The sequence below is a fragment of the Photorhabdus sp. RW14-46 genome (assembly GCF_963887965.1).
Taxonomy (GTDB): domain Bacteria; phylum Pseudomonadota; class Gammaproteobacteria; order Enterobacterales; family Enterobacteriaceae; genus Photorhabdus; species Photorhabdus laumondii.
In genome coordinates this window covers 51,700-70,259 of sequence record NZ_CAWPHH010000020.1, presented here as the reverse complement: position 1 = coordinate 70,259, position 18,560 = coordinate 51,700, and the positions used below count along the sequence as shown (strand labels likewise).

15 protein-coding genes and 2 pseudogenes are annotated in these 18,560 nt (G+C 42.9%); 15 read left to right on the top strand and 2 right to left on the bottom strand.

Features of this window, described 5'->3' with window-relative positions:
* Positions 1-274 precede the first annotated feature (274 nt).
* From cysG to rpoS, 12 genes are all read left to right on the top strand, one after another.
* Complete coding sequence (cysG, locus tag AACQ38_RS15840; RefSeq protein WP_165578568.1) at positions 275-1,687, top strand: siroheme synthase CysG; 1,413 nt, start codon at positions 275-277, stop codon at positions 1,685-1,687.
* A 9-nt stretch (positions 1,688-1,696) separates the two neighbouring features.
* Positions 1,697-2,605 (top strand): sulfate adenylyltransferase subunit CysD, encoded by a 909-nt coding sequence (gene cysD, locus AACQ38_RS15835; protein WP_113026078.1) that lies wholly within the window; start codon positions 1,697-1,699, stop codon positions 2,603-2,605.
* A gap of 11 nt (positions 2,606-2,616) precedes the next feature.
* Positions 2,617-4,059 carry a sulfate adenylyltransferase subunit CysN gene (cysN, locus tag AACQ38_RS15830; protein WP_165578567.1) on the top strand — a complete coding sequence of 481 codons (1,443 nt, stop codon included), beginning with the start codon at positions 2,617-2,619 and terminating at the stop codon, positions 4,057-4,059.
* Position 4,060: 1 nt separating this feature from the next.
* Positions 4,061-4,693 carry an adenylyl-sulfate kinase gene (gene cysC, locus AACQ38_RS15825; protein ID WP_207631891.1) on the top strand — a complete coding sequence of 211 codons (633 nt, stop codon included), beginning with the start codon at positions 4,061-4,063 and terminating at the stop codon, positions 4,691-4,693.
* Positions 4,694-4,839: 146 nt separating this feature from the next.
* Positions 4,840-5,160, top strand: a complete 321-nt coding sequence (gene ftsB, locus AACQ38_RS15820; RefSeq protein WP_011145088.1) for a cell division protein FtsB — start codon at positions 4,840-4,842, stop codon at positions 5,158-5,160.
* Between the two features lie 5 nt (positions 5,161-5,165).
* Positions 5,166-5,897, top strand: coding sequence for a 2-C-methyl-D-erythritol 4-phosphate cytidylyltransferase (gene ispD / locus AACQ38_RS15815; protein ID WP_165578566.1), 732 nt, complete (start codon positions 5,166-5,168; stop codon positions 5,895-5,897).
* Positions 5,898-5,910: 13 nt separating this feature from the next.
* On the top strand, positions 5,911-6,384 hold the full coding sequence (ispF, locus tag AACQ38_RS15810) for a 2-C-methyl-D-erythritol 2,4-cyclodiphosphate synthase (RefSeq protein ID WP_011145090.1): 474 nt from the start codon (positions 5,911-5,913) through the stop codon (positions 6,382-6,384).
* A 3-nt stretch (positions 6,385-6,387) separates the two neighbouring features.
* Positions 6,388-7,437 (top strand): tRNA pseudouridine(13) synthase TruD, encoded by a 1,050-nt coding sequence (gene truD, locus AACQ38_RS15805; RefSeq protein ID WP_011145091.1) that lies wholly within the window; start codon positions 6,388-6,390, stop codon positions 7,435-7,437.
* Complete coding sequence (surE, locus tag AACQ38_RS15800) at positions 7,415-8,179, top strand: 5'/3'-nucleotidase SurE (protein WP_011145092.1); 765 nt, start codon at positions 7,415-7,417, stop codon at positions 8,177-8,179. The genes truD and surE overlap by 23 nt, the downstream gene beginning before the upstream one ends.
* On the top strand, positions 8,173-8,799 hold the full coding sequence (locus AACQ38_RS15795) for a protein-L-isoaspartate(D-aspartate) O-methyltransferase (protein ID WP_011145093.1): 627 nt from the start codon (positions 8,173-8,175) through the stop codon (positions 8,797-8,799). The genes surE and AACQ38_RS15795 overlap by 7 nt, the downstream gene beginning before the upstream one ends.
* A gap of 169 nt (positions 8,800-8,968) precedes the next feature.
* Positions 8,969-9,946 (top strand): murein hydrolase activator NlpD, encoded by a 978-nt coding sequence (nlpD, locus tag AACQ38_RS15790; RefSeq protein WP_041379915.1) that lies wholly within the window; start codon positions 8,969-8,971, stop codon positions 9,944-9,946.
* A gap of 51 nt (positions 9,947-9,997) precedes the next feature.
* A complete protein-coding gene (gene rpoS / locus AACQ38_RS15785; RefSeq protein WP_011145095.1) occupies positions 9,998-10,996 on the top strand; it encodes an RNA polymerase sigma factor RpoS in 999 nt (332 codons plus the stop codon).
* Between the two features lie 1,419 nt (positions 10,997-12,415).
* Here the strand turns inward: rpoS and miaE are convergent.
* Together miaE and mutS are read right to left on the bottom strand one after the other, a co-directional pair.
* Positions 12,416-13,177, bottom strand: a complete 762-nt coding sequence (miaE, locus tag AACQ38_RS15780) for a tRNA isopentenyl-2-thiomethyl-A-37 hydroxylase MiaE (RefSeq protein WP_109791330.1) — start codon at positions 13,175-13,177, stop codon at positions 12,416-12,418.
* Positions 13,178-13,181: 4 nt separating this feature from the next.
* Complete coding sequence (gene mutS, locus AACQ38_RS15775; RefSeq protein WP_011145097.1) at positions 13,182-15,737, bottom strand: DNA mismatch repair protein MutS; 2,556 nt, start codon at positions 15,735-15,737, stop codon at positions 13,182-13,184.
* Between the two features lie 130 nt (positions 15,738-15,867).
* Here mutS and AACQ38_RS15770 point away from each other — a divergent pair.
* The 3 genes and pseudogenes from AACQ38_RS15770 to AACQ38_RS15760 form a co-directional block, all read left to right on the top strand.
* Positions 15,868-16,215: pseudogene (locus tag AACQ38_RS15770) on the top strand (type IV toxin-antitoxin system AbiEi family antitoxin domain-containing protein); the annotation flags it as partial.
* Positions 16,208-16,354: pseudogene (locus AACQ38_RS15765) on the top strand (nucleotidyl transferase AbiEii/AbiGii toxin family protein); the annotation flags it as partial. The pseudogenes AACQ38_RS15770 and AACQ38_RS15765, both read left to right, overlap by 8 nt.
* Positions 16,355-17,088: 734 nt before the next feature.
* A complete protein-coding gene (locus AACQ38_RS15760) occupies positions 17,089-18,375 on the top strand; it encodes an MFS transporter (RefSeq protein ID WP_165578565.1) in 1,287 nt (428 codons plus the stop codon).
* The last annotated feature ends 185 nt before the right edge of the window (positions 18,376-18,560 follow it).

Genomic DNA, 18,560 nt, shown 5'->3' with positions numbered 1-18,560 from the left:
AATGAAAAGTTGTTTTGGCGAGATCACCTATATTCCATTACAGAACTATTAATTCTTTTTTGTCATTTTATAACTTTACCGCCGACTCATATATTCATTCGAAACAGTTTCAGTACTTATATACCCTATGGATTTCAAGATGCTTCGCGACGGCAAGGGAGTGAATCCCCGGGAGCATAGATAACGATGTGACCGGGGTGAGCGAGTGCAGCCAACAAAGAGGCAACTTGAAAGATGACGGGTATAAATATTTCACTGGATATCAAGGGCAATTGTGGATTACTTACCGATATTTGTTGAGCTAAAAGGGCGATTTGTATTACTTGTCGGGGGTGGAGAGGTGGCCGCACGTAAGGCGACTCTACTACTACGGGCGGGTGCATTATTGCAAGTTGTGGCACCTGAATTGTGCTCTGAATTACAACAGCGTTATCAAGTTGGTGAGCTGGAATGGTATAAGGAAGAATTCCAGCCTGAATATCTTGATGGCATCTTTTTAGTTATTGCTGCGACTGATGATCGCATTCTAAATCATCGAATTTTTTCTGAGGCTAATAAGCGCAGTATTTTGGTCAATGTTGTTGATGATCAAGCTCATTGCTCATTTATTTTTCCATCAATTATCGATCGTTCTCCGGTTTTGGTGGCGATTTCATCGGCGGGAAAAGCGCCGGTATTGGCGCGTTTAATCCGAGAAAAACTGGAAGCGTTACTGCCTTCCAGCCTTGGCATGATGGCAAAAATCGCCGGGAATTGGCGTGAACGAGTAAAACAGCGATTAACTTCCATGCGCCAGCGTCGTTCTTTTTGGGAACAGGCTTTCAATGGTCGTTTCGCTATGTTGGTTGCAAACGGTCAAATCCAACAGGCGGAAAAACAGCTTGAGCAACAACTAGAACAGTCTGATTTGCAGGGAGAACTGGCTCTGGTTGGGGCTGGTCCTGGTGATCCGGGATTACTGACGCTAAAGGGATTGCAGGTTATTCAGCAGGCTGATGTGGTGCTTTATGATCATCTGGTCAGCAGTGATGTACTGGATTTGATTCGCCGTGATGCAGATAAAATTTGCGTTGGCAAAAGAGCGGGTCATCACTCTGTTTCTCAGGAGGAGACTAACCGATTGATTGTGAAATTTGCCGGACAGGGGAAAAAAGTGGTTCGCCTTAAAGGCGGTGATCCCTTTATTTTTGGCCGTGGCGGTGAAGAACTACAAGTTGCAGCATCGGCAGGTATCCCTTTTCAGGTGGTACCGGGTATTACCGCCGCCATTGGGGCGGCGGCTTATGCAGGAATTCCGCTAACTCACCGGGAACATTCACAGAGTATCACTTTTATTACTGGTCATTGCCGAGAAAAGGGTAATGAGTTGGATTGGCCGGCTTTAGCCAGAGGTCATCAGACTTTGGCGATTTATATGGGGACGGTCAAAGCCGCCTTAATAAGTCATCAATTAATTTTACATGGGCGAGCAGAAGATACGCCGGTAGCCGTCATTGGTTGTGGTACTCGCCTAGAACAGCAAGTGTTAACCGGCACTTTGCTTGAACTGGAACAGTTAGCGCAGAGGGCACCGTCGCCGGCCTTACTGGTGGTGGGAGAGGTGGCTCAACTCCACCATCAGATAGCTTGGTTTGGGCAGCAATCTATTGCCAAGATAAGCCGTCCGGCAGTAGTCAATTTTGCATAAGGAGTTGTAATGGATGAGAAAAGATTGACACACTTGCAGCAACTTGAAGCTGAAAGTATTCATATTATACGGGAAGTAGCCGCCGAGTTTGAAAACCCGGTGATGCTTTACTCTATTGGTAAAGATTCTTCGGTCATGCTTCATCTTGCACGCAAGGCGTTCTATCCGGGAACATTGCCATTTCCTTTGCTGCATGTGGACACGGGCTGGAAATTTCGCGAAATGTACGAGTTTCGTGATCGTACTGCGAAGAATTACGGCTTTGAACTATTGGTGTATCGCAACCCGCAAGGGGAAGCAATGGGCATTAATCCATTTGTGCATGGTAGTGCCAAACATACTGACATTATGAAAACCGAAGGGTTAAAACAGGCGCTGGATAAATATGGTTTTGATGCTGCTTTCGGCGGTGCCCGTCGTGATGAAGAGAAATCACGTGCCAAGGAGAGGATCTATTCCTTCCGTGATCGTTCACATCGTTGGGACCCTAAAAATCAGCGCCCTGAATTGTGGCGTAATTACAATGGCCAGATTAACAAAGGTGAAAGTATTCGCGTATTCCCATTGTCTAATTGGACTGAATTGGATGTCTGGCAATATATCTATTTGGAGCAAATTGATATTGTTCCTCTTTATTTTGCCAAATTACGTCCGGTATTGGAGCGTGAGGGGACGCTGATTATGGTTGATGACAATCGGATCGATCTGAAACCGGGCGAGGTTATCAGCCAGCGCAAAGTTCGTTTCCGTACTCTCGGTTGTTGGCCGCTGACGGGTGCAGTGAAATCTGATGCTGAAACATTGCCGGAAATTATTGAAGAGATGCTGATATCGACGACAAGTGAACGGCAAGGGCGGCTGATTGATAGTGATCAATCTGCTTCTATGGAACTGAAAAAACGTCAAGGTTATTTCTAAGGAGAACAACCATGTCAGCGCTTGCACAGAATGAAACCATTGCTCATCAAATTAAACAACAGGGCGGTGTGGAAGCTTATCTGCACGCTCAACAAGAGAAAGGATTACTGCGTTTCCTGACGTGTGGCAGCGTGGATGATGGCAAAAGTACTCTGATTGGACGCTTGTTACATGATACCCGTCAGATCTACGAAGATCAGCTTTCAACATTGCAGAATGACAGTAAACGTATCGGTACCCAGGGTGAAAAATTAGATCTGGCTTTATTGGTGGATGGTCTTGCTGCGGAGCGCGAGCAGGGTATCACCATTGATGTGGCTTATCGCTATTTTTCCACAGAAAAACGTAAATTTATCATTGCTGATACGCCGGGACATGAGCAGTACACCCGTAATATGGCAACGGGGGCATCGACTTGTGAGCTCTCTATTCTGTTGATTGATGTGCGTAAAGGTGTTCAGGAGCAGACCCGTCGTCACAGTTTTATCAGTACATTGCTAGGTATTCGCCATTTGGTGGTCGCGGTGAATAAAATGGATCTGATGGAATATCGTCAGGAGGTTTTTAATCAGATCAAACAGGATTATATGAATTTCGCTGGTCAATTGCCGACAAATTTGGACGTTCATTTTGTCCCAATCTCGGCACTTGATGGCGATAATATCGTCACTATAAGTCGCAATATGGATTGGTATGAAGGGCCAACGTTGTTGGATATCCTTGAAACAGTTGATGTAAAGAAGGAAGCCTCGAAGCAGTTACTGCGTTTCCCGGTACAGTATGTTAGCCGGCCTGATCTCGATTTTCGTGGTTACAGTGGCACACTTTCATCTGGGATTTTACGTAAAGGGCAGAAAGTTAAAGTCATGCCATCGGGTATCTGCTCACAGGTGGAGCGGATTGTGACTTTTGATGGTGATTTGGATTTTGCTGTTCCGGGTGAAGCCATTACGGTGGTGCTGAAAGACGAAATTGATATCAGTCGAGGTGATCTGCTGATTTCTGCCGATGATGAGATGATGGTTACCCGGCATGCACTGGTGGATGTGGTATGGATGTCTGAACAGCCTTTGGTGCAGGGGCAGAACCTTGATATTAAAGTGGCGGGTAAAAAGAGCCGTGGGAAAGTTGAGAACATTCAATATCAAGTGGATATTACTCACCTGACACAACGGGTGGCTGTAGATTTACCATTAAATGCCATCGGATCGGTGGAATTTTCTTTTGAAGAGCCATTAATGCTCGATAGCTATCAGCAAAATAGCGACACTGGCGGCATTATCTTGGTCGATCGACTGACTAATGTCACTGTTGGTGCAGGGTTGGTACGTGAAATTCAGACAGACGTTTATGAAGGGCCAAAAGAATTCAGCGAATTTGAACTGGAATTGAATCGGTTGATTCGTCGTCATTTCCCTCATTGGGGAGCCAGAGATTTACTGGGAGGTAAATAAATTGGCTGACATTGAAAATCTGCCATTAGAAAATGTTGTCTGGCATCCACATCAACTGACCAGAGCGCAGCGGGAGGTTGAAAATGGACATCCTGCATTGGTTATTTGGTTCACTGGTTTATCGGGTTCAGGGAAATCCACTGTGGCTGGGGCCTTAGAGCAGGCCCTGTTTCAACGGGGAATAAAAACTTATTTGCTTGATGGCGATAACTTGCGTCACGGCCTTTGTCGTGATTTGGGTTTTTCCGAACAGGATAGGCAGGAAAATATCCGCCGTGTGGGTGAAGTTGCCAGTTTGATGGTCGATGCGGGTTTAGTCGTGCTGACGGCTTTTATCTCCCCTCATAAAGCAGAGCGGAAAAAGGTTCGTGAACTGTTGGAACCGGGGCAATTTATTGAAGTTTTTGTCGATACACCACTGGAAATTTGTGAATCCCGTGATCCGAAAGGATTGTACAAAAAAGCCCGTGCTGGTGAAATTCGTCATTTCACGGGGATTGATTCAGTCTATGAGGTTCCCGATAACCCGGAGATTTATCTTCCAGGCCAGCAATCCGTTGAAACCTCCGTGACTCAGTTGCTGGTGGAATTGAAAAAGAGCGGCATTATACGCTCAAGGATTCATCACGGATAACGTCAACAAAAAGCACATTATTGCGTTTTCAGTGATGTGCTTGTGTAAAATAGCTTCATTCAACTATTTTTCTCCTACCCTGTTTTGTGATAGTGGCGTCATTCTTTGAGTTATGGGATGATTGACAGATATTTCAGGGGGCGGAAATGGGTAAACTGACGCTACTATTACTGGTTTTACTTGGATGGCTACAGTACTCACTGTGGCTGGGTAAAAACGGCATTCATGATTATGTGCGAGTTAAGAATGATGTTGCGATGCAAGAGCGTAATAACAGCAAACTTAAAGCGCGTAACGATCAGTTATCGGCGGAAATTGATGATCTTACGGGTGGACAGGAAGCCATCGAAGAGCGATCCCGTAGTGAATTGGGTATGATCAAACCGGGTGAAACTTTCTATCGTTTAATCATTGATAAATCTAAAGAAAACACTTCGCGTCCCTCGACTCCAAATAATACTCAATAATTAAAATGAACAATCTATTACTTCGTTCCTGTGCTGATATTATTGCTTTGGTACCAGCAGCGGGTATTGGTAGCCGAATGAATTCGGATTGCCCAAAGCAATACCTGTCTATTGCTGGAAAGACTATTATTGAGCACACCTTGTCTGCACTACTTGATCATCCCCGTATTCGGCATGTTGTGATTGTTTTAAATCCCACGGACACACAGTTTCAATCTCTTGAGGTTGTATCAGATTCGCGTATTACTACGGTAACCGGTGGTGAACAGCGAGCAGATTCTGTGCTGGCTGGTTTAAATCATCTGGCTCATGTGACTGGCAATGATAATTGTTGGGTTTTAGTGCATGATGCTGCCCGCCCTTGTTTACACCATGGCGATCTTGACCGTTTGTTACAATTAGCAGAAGCCGATGAACAGGGAAATATGGCATGCGGTGGTATTCTGGCATCGCCAGTCCGCGATACGATGAAACGCGGACGGGTTGGTCAGATTATTGACCATACAGTAGAACGGCAAGATCTCTGGCACGCACTGACACCGCAGTTTTTCCCATTGATGTTACTAAGGGATTGTTTATCAAAAGCACTTTCTCAACACGCTAATATTACAGATGAAGCTTCCGCACTGGAATATTGTGGTTATCAACCGGTGTTGGTTAACGGGCGTTCGGATAATATAAAAGTCACGTGTCCTGAGGATTTGGCATTGGCAGAATTTTATCTGTCTAGAAAATAAAGGAACAGGCATCATGAGGATCGGACACGGTTTCGATGTACATAAATTTGGTGGTGAAGGGCCGATTATTATCGGTGGTGTTCGTATTCCTTATGAACAAGGGTTGTTGGCGCATTCCGATGGTGATGTTGCTCTCCATGCGGCAACGGACGCTTTGTTAGGTGCTGCGGCATTGGGCGATATTGGGAAATTATTCCCAGACACTGATCCGGCGTTTAAAGGGGTGGATAGCCGTAAATTATTGCGCGAAGCCTACTCACGTATCAGAGAAAAGGGCTATCGGATTGGCAATCTGGATATTACGATTATCGCTCAAGCACCTAAAATGTTGCCGCATATCCCACAAATGAGAGTCAATCTGGCAGAAGATCTGCAATGTCACATTGATGATATCAATGTTAAAGCCACAACTACCGAGAAATTGGGATTTGTTGGGCGTAAAGAAGGTATTGCTTGCGAAGCGGTTGCTTTGCTGGTTAAGGAATAATTGATGGTATTGGCTGAATTAAATTGGCTGTATGGGCAACCAGAAGCGACGGGGATATTAAAGGCTTCGCCGGAAGATTTTATTGTCTGTGAAGATTTGGGATTTTCTCCAGATGGAGAAGGTGAGCACTTAATGGTGCATATTCGTAAAACGGGTTGTAATACCCAATTTGTTGCAGATAGCCTTGCTCGTTTCGCTGGTATACCGTCTAGATCGGTCAGTTATGCTGGCTTAAAAGACCGTCATGCCGTGACAGAACAGTGGTTTTGTTTGCACTTACCGGGCAAACAGGAACCTGATTTTGCCTCGTTTCAGCTTGAGGGATGTGAAATTCTGACGACAGCCCGTCAGAAACGTAAACTACGCATTGGCGCATTGAAAGGAAATTCATTTACGCTGATTTTGCGGGAAATCAGTCATCACCAATTGGTTGAAAACAGATTACGGCTGATTCAGCAAGGTGGCGTGCCTAACTATTTTGGTGAACAGCGTTTTGGTCGGGATGGGCAGAATCTGATTCAAGCGCAGCGTTGGGCGAATAATGAAATCCGAGTAAAAGAGAGAAGTAAACGCAGTTTTTATCTGTCAGCGAGTCGTAGTGCTATGTTTAATGCGGTAGCCAGTGCGCGGATTGCTCTGAAACAGCAACAACAGGTAATAAAGGGTGACGCCCTACAATTAACAGGGCGTGGTAGTTGGTTTGTTGCTGACGAAACTGAATTGCCTTTATTGCAACAGCGGGTGATCGATGGAGAATTACAAATAACTGCACCGCTGCCTGGTGACGGTGAATTGGGAACACAGCACCAAGCTGCGGATTTTGAACGACAATATTTGCAGCCTTATGAATCGTTGTGGGAACTTATCAAGCGTGAAAGGGTGGAGGGTTGCCGTAGGGCGATTCTGGTGCAGCCTCAGAATCTGAGTTGGCAATGGCAAGATAATGACACGGTGAAAATCAGTTTCTGGTTACCCGCTGGCAGTTTTGCTACCAGTGTGGTCAGGGAAATTATCAATCAGGATCAAAATAATGTTACGAATATTGTTGAGTAATGATGATGGTGTAACTGCACCAGGGATTCAGGTTTTAGCAGCAGCATTGCGAGAAAATTATCATGTGCAGGTTGTTGCACCTGATCGTAATCGGAGTGGTGCATCTAACGCATTGACCCTTGATCGTTCATTAAGTGTTAATACGCTGGAGAATGGTGACATTTCGGTATTGGGTGGTACACCAACAGATTGTGTCTATCTCGGTGTTAATCGGCTGGTTCTTCCGCGTCCTGAGATCGTTGTTTCTGGTATTAATCGCGGCCCCAACCTTGGAGATGATGTAATTTATTCCGGAACGGTTGCGGCGGCAATGGAAGGCCGCCATCTGGGGTTGCCGGCATTGGCTATTTCACTGAATGGTGAATTGCATTACCAAACAGCGGCAGAAATCACCTGTCGTTTGCTACAAATGCTACAAACAACGCCGTTGAGAGCGGGTAATATTTTAAATGTGAATGTTCCTGATCTGCCACTTGAGCACATTAAAGGTTTTCGGGTAACACGTTGTGGTAGCCGCCATGCCGCGGAAGAAGTTTATTCTATGCAAGATCCGAAAGGCAACATGCTTTACTGGTTGGGGCCACCGGGAGATAAACATGATGCTGGCCCTGAAACAGATTTTGCGGCGGTGGAACAGGGATATGTCTCTATTACGCCATTACAGGTAGATCTGACTGCGTATAAAGCGCAGGCGTTAGTAAGAGATTGGTTAGCTAAAGCTGAGGTTGATGGAGAATGCTGAGTCGGGCAATGAAAAATTTGCTGACACAATTACGCCAGCAGGGAATAGAAGATGAACGTTTACTGGCCGCCATTTCTGCTGTGCCTAGAGAACGTTTTGTCGATGAAGCACTGGCACATAAAGCGTATGAAAATACGGCTTTGCCTATTGGTTATGGGCAAACGATTTCTCAGCCTTATATTGTTGCCCGTATGACTGAACTGCTTCAATTAACACCAGATGCTAAGATTTTGGAAATTGGTACCGGCTCTGGTTATCAGACAGCAATATTAGCGCATTTGGTCAAACATGTTTTCTCGGTAGAACGGATCAAGGGCTTACAGTGGCAGGCTAAACGGCGGTTGAAACAGCTCGATTTGCATAATGTTTCAACCCGACATGGAGATGGTTGGCAAGGATGGCCGTCGCGTGGGTTATTTGATGCTATTATTGTGACCGCAGCGCCTCCGTATATCCCACAAGAATTGATGCTTCAGCTTACTGATGGTGGAGTGATGGTTTTGCCCGTTGGCGAGCATACACAAATTCTTAAATCCGTGAAACGTCATGGCAATGGTTTTCATAGTGAAGTGATCGAAGCTGTGCGCTTTGTGCCTCTTGTGCAAGGGGAACTGGCTTAAATTCATAGTCTATTGCAACTATTTTTCAATTAATGGTTATATTTGCTTTAATAAGCGAAATTATTTTCGTTTTGAGATTTTTGTGGTTATGTATAACCTTTAAGAATTATTAATTTTTACGCTTATCTTTGCCGTTATGGGGGAAGGAAATATGAATTCGGGAAGCCCAATGAAAAAAATACAGCGGATTGTAACGTGTTTATTGATGGGAGTCTGGTTAGTCGGCTGTACAAATACACCAACTCGCCCTGCACCTATCACTAGTATTGATCAAAAACAAAACAGCGGGAGTCGTTATCCGGTAATATCTTCCGGCAATTCTGCTGTATCTACGCCAATGCCATCTTCACCTTCGTCAATGGGTGCGGCTGATAGCAATTTGCAGGGGAGAATCGTTTATAACCGTGATTATGACAGTATTCCTAAAGGTAGCTATAACGGCAATACTTATACAGTCAAACATGGTGATACTCTGTTCTATATTGCTTGGATCACAGGGAGTGATTTTCGTGATCTTGCGAGCAAAAATAATATTTCAGAACCTTACAGTTTGACGGTGGGGCAGACTTTGAGGACCGGTAGTAGCGGGATGTTAACCACTTATAACCATAATCAAATTCAAACAACCCTGGTTGATTCTCAATCAACTAATGCGTATCCTGCAAATTCCGGGAAGCAAAAGAGTGTAAAAATGTTGCCAAGGGCAACTACGTCAACAGTAAGCAATACGTATTTAGAATCACCGACGACAACCGCAAGCAGCGGAAACAGCGCTGTCAGCAGTTGGATGTGGCCGGCTGAAGGTAAAATGATTGAGAGTTTCTCTGATACCCAAGGGGGTAACAAAGGGATTGATATCGCAGGTAGCAGGGGCCAGTCAGTATTTGCAACAGCAGGTGGTCGAGTTGTCTACGCCGGAAACGCCTTACGTGGATATGGAAATCTAATAATTATAAAACATAACGATGACTACCTGAGTGCCTATGCTCATAACGATACAATGCTGGTTCGTGAGCAACAGGACATCAAGGCGGGGCAAAAAATTGCCACTATGGGTAGCACGGGTACCAGTTCTGTAAGATTACACTTTGAAATTCGTTACAAGGGAAAATCCGTAAACCCGCTGCGTTATCTTCCGCAGCGATAAACTGGGCAGAATGCTGAATTCTGCCTGCATTATCATGGGTAGGGGCAGCTTATGAGCCAAAATACGCTGAAAGTTAACGAGTTGTATGATGATGCGGATTTAGATGAAAGTGGTATTGAAGCTGACGACTTCGATGAGAAATTATTGAAGAACGATGGGGATGATCTAACTGATTTTGAGAATGATTTAGATGTATTGCAGGGCATGAGCCAGCGGGTTCTTGATGCAACACAGCTTTATCTCGGCGAAATTGGTTTTTCTCCTTTGCTGACGGCGGAAGAAGAGGTTTTTTTCGCAAGGCGGGCATTACGTGGTGATGTTCTGGCCCGCCAGAGAATGATCGAAAGCAACTTGCGATTGGTTGTCAAAATTTCTCGTCGTTATAGTAATAGAGGCTTAGCTCTTCTTGATTTGATTGAAGAAGGTAATCTTGGCCTTATTCGTGCTGTTGAAAAATTTGACCCGGAGCGCGGGTTCAGGTTTTCTACCTATGCGACATGGTGGATTCGGCAAACCATTGAACGGGCGATTATGAATCAAACCCGTACTATTCGGTTGCCAATCCATATTGTTAAAGAGCTCAACGTCTACTTGCGTACAGCAAGAGAACTTGCCCATAAATTGGATCATGAACCTAGCCCGGAAGAGATAGCAGAGCAACTGGATAAACCAGTTGATGACGTAAGCCGTATGTTGCGATTGAATGAACGTATCATTTCGGTTGATACCCCCATTAGCGGTGATTCTGATAAAGCCCTATTGGATGTTTTATCGGATGAGAATGAAACCGGGCCGGAGGGAACAACACAAGAAGACGATATGAAAAAGAGTATCGTCAAATGGCTGTTTGAGTTGAATTCGAAGCAACGTGAAGTATTAGCGCGTCGTTTTGGTCTTTTGGGATATGAGGCTGAAACGCTGGAAGATGTGGGCAAAGAGATTGGTTTGACAAGGGAAAGAGTGCGTCAGATCCAGGTCGAAGGTTTGCGACGTCTGAAAGATATTATGCAAACTCAAGGTTTGAATATTGAAGCGTTATTCCGTACTTAATTGTTGAATAGTTTGGCTACTTGGGTTCTGAAGAGCTGTTGTCCCTGCTTTTGCATTGTTGATGCTTGGTATTATCAGGTTCTTCAGTACCCGGTAGGATTCTCCTAATTTTGTCTTAGATGATGATAGTAAATTTCAATCAAAGATTTCTGATACTTAAATCGCAGTGATGTGATTAACGCCCCTTTTTTAACTCCTTTCCTGATTTCCTTTGTCGGGAAGTTGTGTGGTGAATTGTGTTAATTAGTGCCCTGATTTGCGCTAGCAATGATGCCAGTTATTTAGACAGGTCAAACATTCATGCGGGCATTATTCACAATGCTCCCGTAAGGCAGGTGTATACGAAAAAATGGGACAAATTTTTGAGAAAATTGTTGGTGGGCTACACGTTCTGTGTCAGCTATTTTGGTGAAAAAATGAAGATGATTTTATTATCAGTGCGACAAATTGCGGTGAACCCTTCTACTTAGTGGTTTTATCTGCCTCTCCAGAGATTCTATGCTCGATTGGTGGCAGTCCAGAGAGAGAAGGAAATCTAGTCTAAGTAGTTACCAGCCGACTTGAGGTTGCCCTTATGAACCTAAACGACGCGTCAATAAATTTAATCGAAAATAATTGAGAGTTGTGTCACAAGTCACTATTTTGATTACTATGCAAACTTAATAGTTTTAATAAAATTGGCTGTATAATCTAAAGAAAAATTTTTCAATAAAGGATGCGGAATGATATTTTTGTTATCACGAATCATTGATACCATTGTTTTTTTTCTATTATTTTTAACGGTTAGTTATTTTTTTATTTTAGATAAAAACGTAAAAAAAACACTAATTTCATCGGTGGCAAGTATTATTGTTTTTATTTTAGTTGATATTTTTTCTCCGTTGCTACTTTACTTTTTTTTAAATCTATCTGAGTTCCTATATTATGTCGTGCATTAAATGCACGACAGTAAATATCTGCTATTGTTTATCAATTAGTGGCTTGATTTTATTATCATATACATTTTTATCGATATGAAATTATTTTATATTTCATATATACCCTATGGATTTCAAGATGCATCGCGACGGCAAGGGAACGAATCCCCGGGAGCATAGGTAACTATGTGACCGGGGTGAGCGAGTGCAGCCAACAAAGAGGCAACTTGAAAGATGACGGGTATAGTAGTATTAAAATAGCATGTATCGTTATCAGTACAATTGAATAGAATAAATTAATACAAAACTCACCATTTAAGTCTGGTTATTTTTATGGCGCACAATAGCGCATTCGTGGTTAATCAAATTAACCTAATGGGGAAAAGGGGTCTGAACATTTTTAAAAGGAAAAATAAACCTCGTTATTTTGAACGAGGTTTGTCATCGATTTGAAAGGTGAGTATAAGCTCACCTTTCTTTTATTAATCAATCTACATTCAGTTCAAATTACAGGAATGCCACTGTGAAATTTAAAATCGCTATCTGGATTTTGAATCAATTCAGCTTCAACACGGCCAAAATAGTTTACCCGTTCGGTAATATCTTCATTAGCAATAGATTGCGCTAGTGAAAGATAGTCTTGATAGTGACGTGCTTCAGAGCGCAGCAGCGAGATATAAAATTTACTCAGATCTTCATCCAAATGAGGGGCCAATTTGGCGAAGCGTTCACAAGAACGCGCCTCAATATAAGCGCCGATAATCAGTTTATCGACCAATGTATAAGGTTCATGGTTGATGATATGGTTAAGCATGCCTTTAGCATAACGGCTGGCAGTAATGCTTTCATAGTTGATATCGCGTGCGTCCATGATTTCTAGCACTTGATAGAAGTGATGTAACTCTTCTTTAATCAGCAATACCATTTTATCAATCAGATCCTGGCTATAGAGTGAATTAGCTTTGGCGGTGATCTGTTTGGTCGCTTGGTTTTGACCTCTTAGTGAATTGAGATCGCCAATTTTCTTGTAAGCAAAATCTTCATAAGGTTTAAACCATGCCAGAAGTGTATCCTCACTTCGCTGATCTACTGCATACTTTCGGATCAAAAACATAGCGCTCTGTGCTGCTTTCAGTTCGCATAATAGATGATCCCGTAGAAGCACAGGTAAATTTTCAGGCTGCTTTGCTTTATCTACCCACAAATCCGGGGTTTCACATTGCAAAAAATGGTATATCGGTTGTAAAAGGTTTTTGTCAAACACGTTCTTACACCATATCTTTTAGTCGATAAATCCATTCTAATGCTTGACGCGGAGTCAGTGAATCTGGATTAAGATTTTCTAATGCTTCAACCGCCGGTGATGTTTCCTCTGTTAATAGCGCAAGCTGCGGTGTATCGACATGACTTGCCGTTGCATGGTTGGATAGCGATTCCAGCTCTTTAAGTTTCTGGCGCGCCCGTTTAATCACTTCACGTGGAACGCCGGCGAGGGAAGCAACTGCCAACCCGTAACTCTTACTGGCTGCACCCTCTTGTACGCTGTGCATAAATGCGATGGTATCTCCATGCTCTACCGCATCCAGATGAATATTGACCACGCCTTCAAGTTTTTCCGGCAACGTGGTCAGTTCAAAATAGTGAGTGGCAAACAAGGTCATTGCTTTAATGCGGTTTGCCAGATTTTCTGCACATGCCCATGCCAGAGAAAGGCCATCGTAGGTTGATGTGCCTCGGCCAATCTCATCCATCAATACCAAACTTTGTTCTGTCGCATTGTGCAAGATATTGGCGGTTTCGGTCATTTCGACCATGAAGGTTGAACGGCCGGATGCCAGATCATCGGAGGCACCTACACGGGTAAATATACGATCAACTGGGCCGATGACTGCTTTTTCAGCCGGTACAAAGCTACCGATATAGGCCAAAAGTGTAATAAGTGCCGCCTGACGCATATAGGTACTTTTACCGCCCATGTTTGGACCGGTAATAATTAGCAGACGCCGCTGTGAAGATAAAGAGAGTGGGTTTGAGATAAATGGTTCACGCAGAACTTGCTCAACAACCGGATGACGACCACCAGTGATTTGAATTCCCGGTTTATCACTCAATGTTGGGCAAATATAATTCAGGGTTTCAGCGCGTTCTGCCAGATTTGCCAATACATCAAGTTCAGCCAGTGCTTCGGCACTGGTTTGTAATTCGGCCAAATGAGGCAGCAGTAGATCGAATAATTCTTCGTAAAGCGCTTTCTCTATTGCCAGAGATTTCCCTTTAGAGGTCAGAACCTTATCTTCATATTCTTTTAACTCGGGGATAATATAACGTTCAGCATTTTTCAGTGTCTGGCGGCGGACATAGTGAATTGGCACCAGATGGCTCTGCCCTCGGCTGACTTGAATATAGTAGCCATGAACACCATTAAAGCCGACTTTCAGAGTATCAAGCCCCAGCTTTTCTCGTTCGCGGATTTCCAGTTGTTCCAGATAGTTACTGGCACCATCAGCCAGTGTGCGCCACTCATCCAGCTCACTGTTATAACCCGGTGCGATTACGCCACCATCCCGAATTAATACCGGAGGTGTTTCTACAATCGCTTTTTCAAGCAATTCCTGTAATTCATCAAACCTGCCGATATTTTTCTGCAATTGCTTGATATAAGGGGAATCGGAGGAGTCCATAACTTGATGGATATCCGGTAATTGCTGGAATGCATGGCGCATTCTTGCCAGATCCCTTGGACGAGCAGAACGTAGAGCCAAGCGTGCTAGCACACGTTCAAGATCACCTATCTGTAGCAAAAATGGCTGCAACTCCAGCCCAATTTCCTGCAAGGTAGCAATAGCTTGTTGACGATTTTCTAATATCTGGCGGTCCCTGACAGGCGCATGCAACCAACGTTTCAACATTCGGCTACCCATTGGGGTAACACACAGATCAAGAACAGAGGCGAGAGTATTATCTGTACTGCCAGACAGGTTTTGTGTCAGTTCCAGATTACGACGGGTTGCGGCATCCATAATAACTGTATCTTGCTGACGCTCCATCGTAATACCACGGATATGTGGCAGCGCCGTGCGTTGAGTATCTTTGACGTATTGCAACAGGCAACCCGCGGCACGCAGAGCGAGAGTTGCTTTATCCACACCAAAACCGACGAGATCACGGGTACCAAATTGCAGGTTCAATTGCTGTTTTGCGGTATCTAGCTCAAATTCCCATAAAGGGCGACGGCGCAGGCCATGAAAATTTTCAATTAGCGCCATATGCTCAAAACTTTCAGGATAGAGTAATTCAACAGGACGGCTACGTTGCAATTCAGCGGCTATCGTTTCCAGCTCTATCATTTCAGATATTTGGAAGCGGCCAGATGTCACATCCAGTGTGGCATAACCAAAGCCTTGATTATCGTGCCAAATAGCCGCCAGCAGATTATCTTGCCGTTCCTGTAATAGCGCTTCATCTGTCACGGTACCGGGAGTAACGATGCGAACGACTTTACGTTCAACCGGGCCTTTGCTGGTGGCAGGATCGCCAATTTGCTCACAGATAGCGACTGATTCACCTAATTGAACCAGCTTAGCTAAATAGTTTTCTACTGCATGATGTGGCACGCCTGCCATAGGGATAGGATTGCCGGCTGATTGACCTCGTTTGGTCAGGGAAATATCCAGCAATTTTGCAGCCTTTTTGGCATCGTCATAAAATAGCTCATAGAAATCCCCCATTCTGTAAAACAGCAGGATATCAGGATGCTGTGCTTTAAGACGGAGATATTGCTGCATCATGGGCGTGTGGGTGTCGAAGGTTTCTGTATTAATCATGCAGTAGTCTTAGTTAAGTTTGTGAATCAATTCTTTCGTTATGGTATCGCACCAAGCTTTAAACTTACACAAGTAAAATCTGGAAGCAATTCGCAAATTTAGTTGTAATTTTGGTCTGGTTAAATTGTAAGGAAACCAGCTAAAAGCCAGTATACCTGAATTAGCGGCTTATGAAGTTTTAGATACTGTGCCCGTATCGTTTTGTTTTGAACATGCTGCGGAACTTTTCCAAGGTTTGGTTAACCTTAGCCCGCGCAAAGTAGAAATACTCCTTCATTCCAGTCATGCGATCCAAACTAATCGTTTATATCTTTTTTTGACCGACTATTATTCCCACGAATGGGCTAAGCGCATTGATAAAACTAAAATTGCTTTAGGAGCAGGGAAGCGTCAAGTCGTGTTAGGGGGAAAGTTGGATAAACAGTATCAGATTACGGTTCCGGAAAAGTATTTGAATAATGGATTATTTCATGGATAAATATTCTCCATATTACCGACAAGTAGTGTTGTTAATGAGTGTACTGCCTGTAGTGGCGACAGAGAGCTGTTGTGCATTGAAAGGTGGGACGGCGATTAATTTGTTTGTACGTGATTTTCCCCGTTTGCCGGTAAAAATCTCATATTCGATATACAAACCTGGCATCGATTCGAATTAGCATATTATCGTTGATGACAAGGAGATATTTTTGTCTATCTGAAACAGACTTTTAGTTGAATATGCCTGGAAAATAACTTCAAACAGAATAACTTCTTTTAGGTACATGATTAAATCAGGATCTACTTTTCTCAATAGCCAGATTATGAATTGTGTGCTTTAACAATGACTCAATCAAATATTTTAAACAAAATTAAAAAACATGAAAAAATGTATTTAAAATAGAAAACAGCGGGGGTTTTAAAATGAAAAATAGTTTATTTCAAATTGATCCCACTTAAATAATTTCGTGTAAAACAACATATAATAATATGTAATCACACAATACGAGACTATACCCTATGGATTTCAAGATGCATTGCGGCGGCAAGGGAGCGAATCCCCGGGAGCATAGATAACTATGTGACCGGGGTGAGAGAGTGCAGCCAACAAAGAAGCAACTTGAAAGACGACAGGTATATAGCGACAGATATGACGCTGAATGATACAGAATAAAAATGAAGAATATAAAAAACTATTTTCTCCAGATCTTAATAGATCGAGAAAATAACCTTAAACTGTTTCCCATAATACACAATAGATTATAAAAATTGAAAAGATGCTTGCAATATAACGTCTGTCTGATAGTGAAGTAAAACTAAGCTAAATATTTAAAAATTTTGAATTCTGAAAAAATATTTAATTGTAGGGTTTGAAATGAAACAGAATACGAGTGGTTTTTTAGAGAGAATGGGTATACCCAGCACATTATCATGGGGATATTTGGGTATTTTGGCATTTATGATTGGTAATGGAATAGAAATAGGCTGGCTAAGCCCTTATCTGGTAGATAATGGATTAAGTATCCAGGACATTTCCACACTATTTAGTATTTATGGTATAAGTGTAGCTATATCTTCTTGGTTTGCTGGCGTATTTTTTGAGGCATTTGGGGCTAAACGAACCATGCTATTAGGCACAATTTTTTGTGTTGTTGGCACCACAGGTTTCGTCAGCCTAGGCTTAAAAGAAATATCATATCCACTTTTGTTGATAGCGCAAGCCATTAAAGGTTTTGGATATCCGCTATTTGCCTACTCATTTTCAGTGTGGATTGCCTATAGAAGTTCTGTTGTTAAACTCAGTACAGCATATGGATGGTTTTACTTTGTTTTTTCAGGTGGAATGCAAGTATTAGCTACTTTTTATGCGAGTTGGGCAGTAGAAGAATTAGGTCATATTAATACGTTATGGACAACACTGATATTTATTATTGTTGGAGCTTTTTTTGCTCTGGTTCTCAATCGCGATAACATTAAACCTCAAAGTAACAATAATACTCTTGGAAATATAAAGGAGGTTTTGAAGGGAATAACTATTCTTAAGGAATATCCAAAACTATTTATTTCTTGTATCCTTCGAATCATAAATTCACTTTCTCAATACGCGTTTCCTGTTTATTTACCGGTATATATGATTTCTCAGGGGTTTACTACAACTCAGTGGCTAAGCATTTGGGGAACTGCTTTTACGAGTAATATTCTATTTAATTTGGTCTGGGGTATAGCAGGAGACAAAATAGGTTATAAAAGGACGATTATTTGGTGTGGCGGGGTCCTGACTGGCGTTGCTTCATTGCTTCTGTTTTTTGCACCACAATTTGTTGGAGCAAATTATGCCATAGTACTCATATGTGGGATTTGCTGGGGAGCGGGTGTCGCAGGTTATATCCCATTGGATGCGATGTCCGCTAATATGGTAGAAAAAGACAAAGGGGCTGTCATGTCAGTACTGAATTTAGGGACGGGTTTATCTGTGGTGATTGGCCCTGCCATTGTTGGTTTATTTATAAATAGCCTGGGATCAAGTGGCGTCACTTGCATCGTTGCTACGCTTTATTTTTTCGGTGCTTTGATTACTAATTTTTTGGATGAACCTGAGAGAGTTTCTAAAACCATTATTCAACCCGACGCTATTACAATGAATAAGTTTCCAAACTCATAAATGAGTGTTCAATTGGTTACGCGTTCAAATTGTATATGGTTCTGAGTTCATAGACATTGGTAAGAAATTTTTTGCCCGTGTGTCTGTATCACCCTTATTAAATAACGGATATAGGTACCACTGGCCCGATGAAGCAAAGTGAATATTTTCTTTAGCGTATCGGGCCAGAAGGTGACGTTCGTCTT

What these genes read in the sequence shown, in the direction of transcription:
- ispD (WP_165578566.1), top strand. Translation starts at nt 5,166, where the DNA reads ATGAACAATCTATTACTTCGTTCCTGTGCTGATATTATTGCTTTGGTA.
- rpoS (WP_011145095.1), top strand. Translation starts at nt 9,998, where the DNA reads ATGAGCCAAAATACGCTGAAAGTTAACGAGTTGTATGATGATGCGGAT.
- cysD (WP_113026078.1), top strand. Translation starts at nt 1,697, where the DNA reads ATGGATGAGAAAAGATTGACACACTTGCAGCAACTTGAAGCTGAAAGT.
- ftsB (WP_011145088.1), top strand. Translation starts at nt 4,840, where the DNA reads ATGGGTAAACTGACGCTACTATTACTGGTTTTACTTGGATGGCTACAG.
- ispF (WP_011145090.1), top strand. Translation starts at nt 5,911, where the DNA reads ATGAGGATCGGACACGGTTTCGATGTACATAAATTTGGTGGTGAAGGG.
- nlpD (WP_041379915.1), top strand. Translation starts at nt 8,969, where the DNA reads ATGAAAAAAATACAGCGGATTGTAACGTGTTTATTGATGGGAGTCTGG.
- surE (WP_011145092.1), top strand. Translation starts at nt 7,415, where the DNA reads ATGTTACGAATATTGTTGAGTAATGATGATGGTGTAACTGCACCAGGG.
- AACQ38_RS15795 (WP_011145093.1), top strand. Translation starts at nt 8,173, where the DNA reads ATGCTGAGTCGGGCAATGAAAAATTTGCTGACACAATTACGCCAGCAG.
- cysN (WP_165578567.1), top strand. Translation starts at nt 2,617, where the DNA reads ATGTCAGCGCTTGCACAGAATGAAACCATTGCTCATCAAATTAAACAA.
- mutS (WP_011145097.1), bottom strand. Translation starts at nt 15,737, where the DNA reads ATGATTAATACAGAAACCTTCGACACCCACACGCCCATGATGCAGCAA.
- AACQ38_RS15760 (WP_165578565.1), top strand. Translation starts at nt 17,089, where the DNA reads ATGAAACAGAATACGAGTGGTTTTTTAGAGAGAATGGGTATACCCAGC.
- truD (WP_011145091.1), top strand. Translation starts at nt 6,388, where the DNA reads ATGGTATTGGCTGAATTAAATTGGCTGTATGGGCAACCAGAAGCGACG.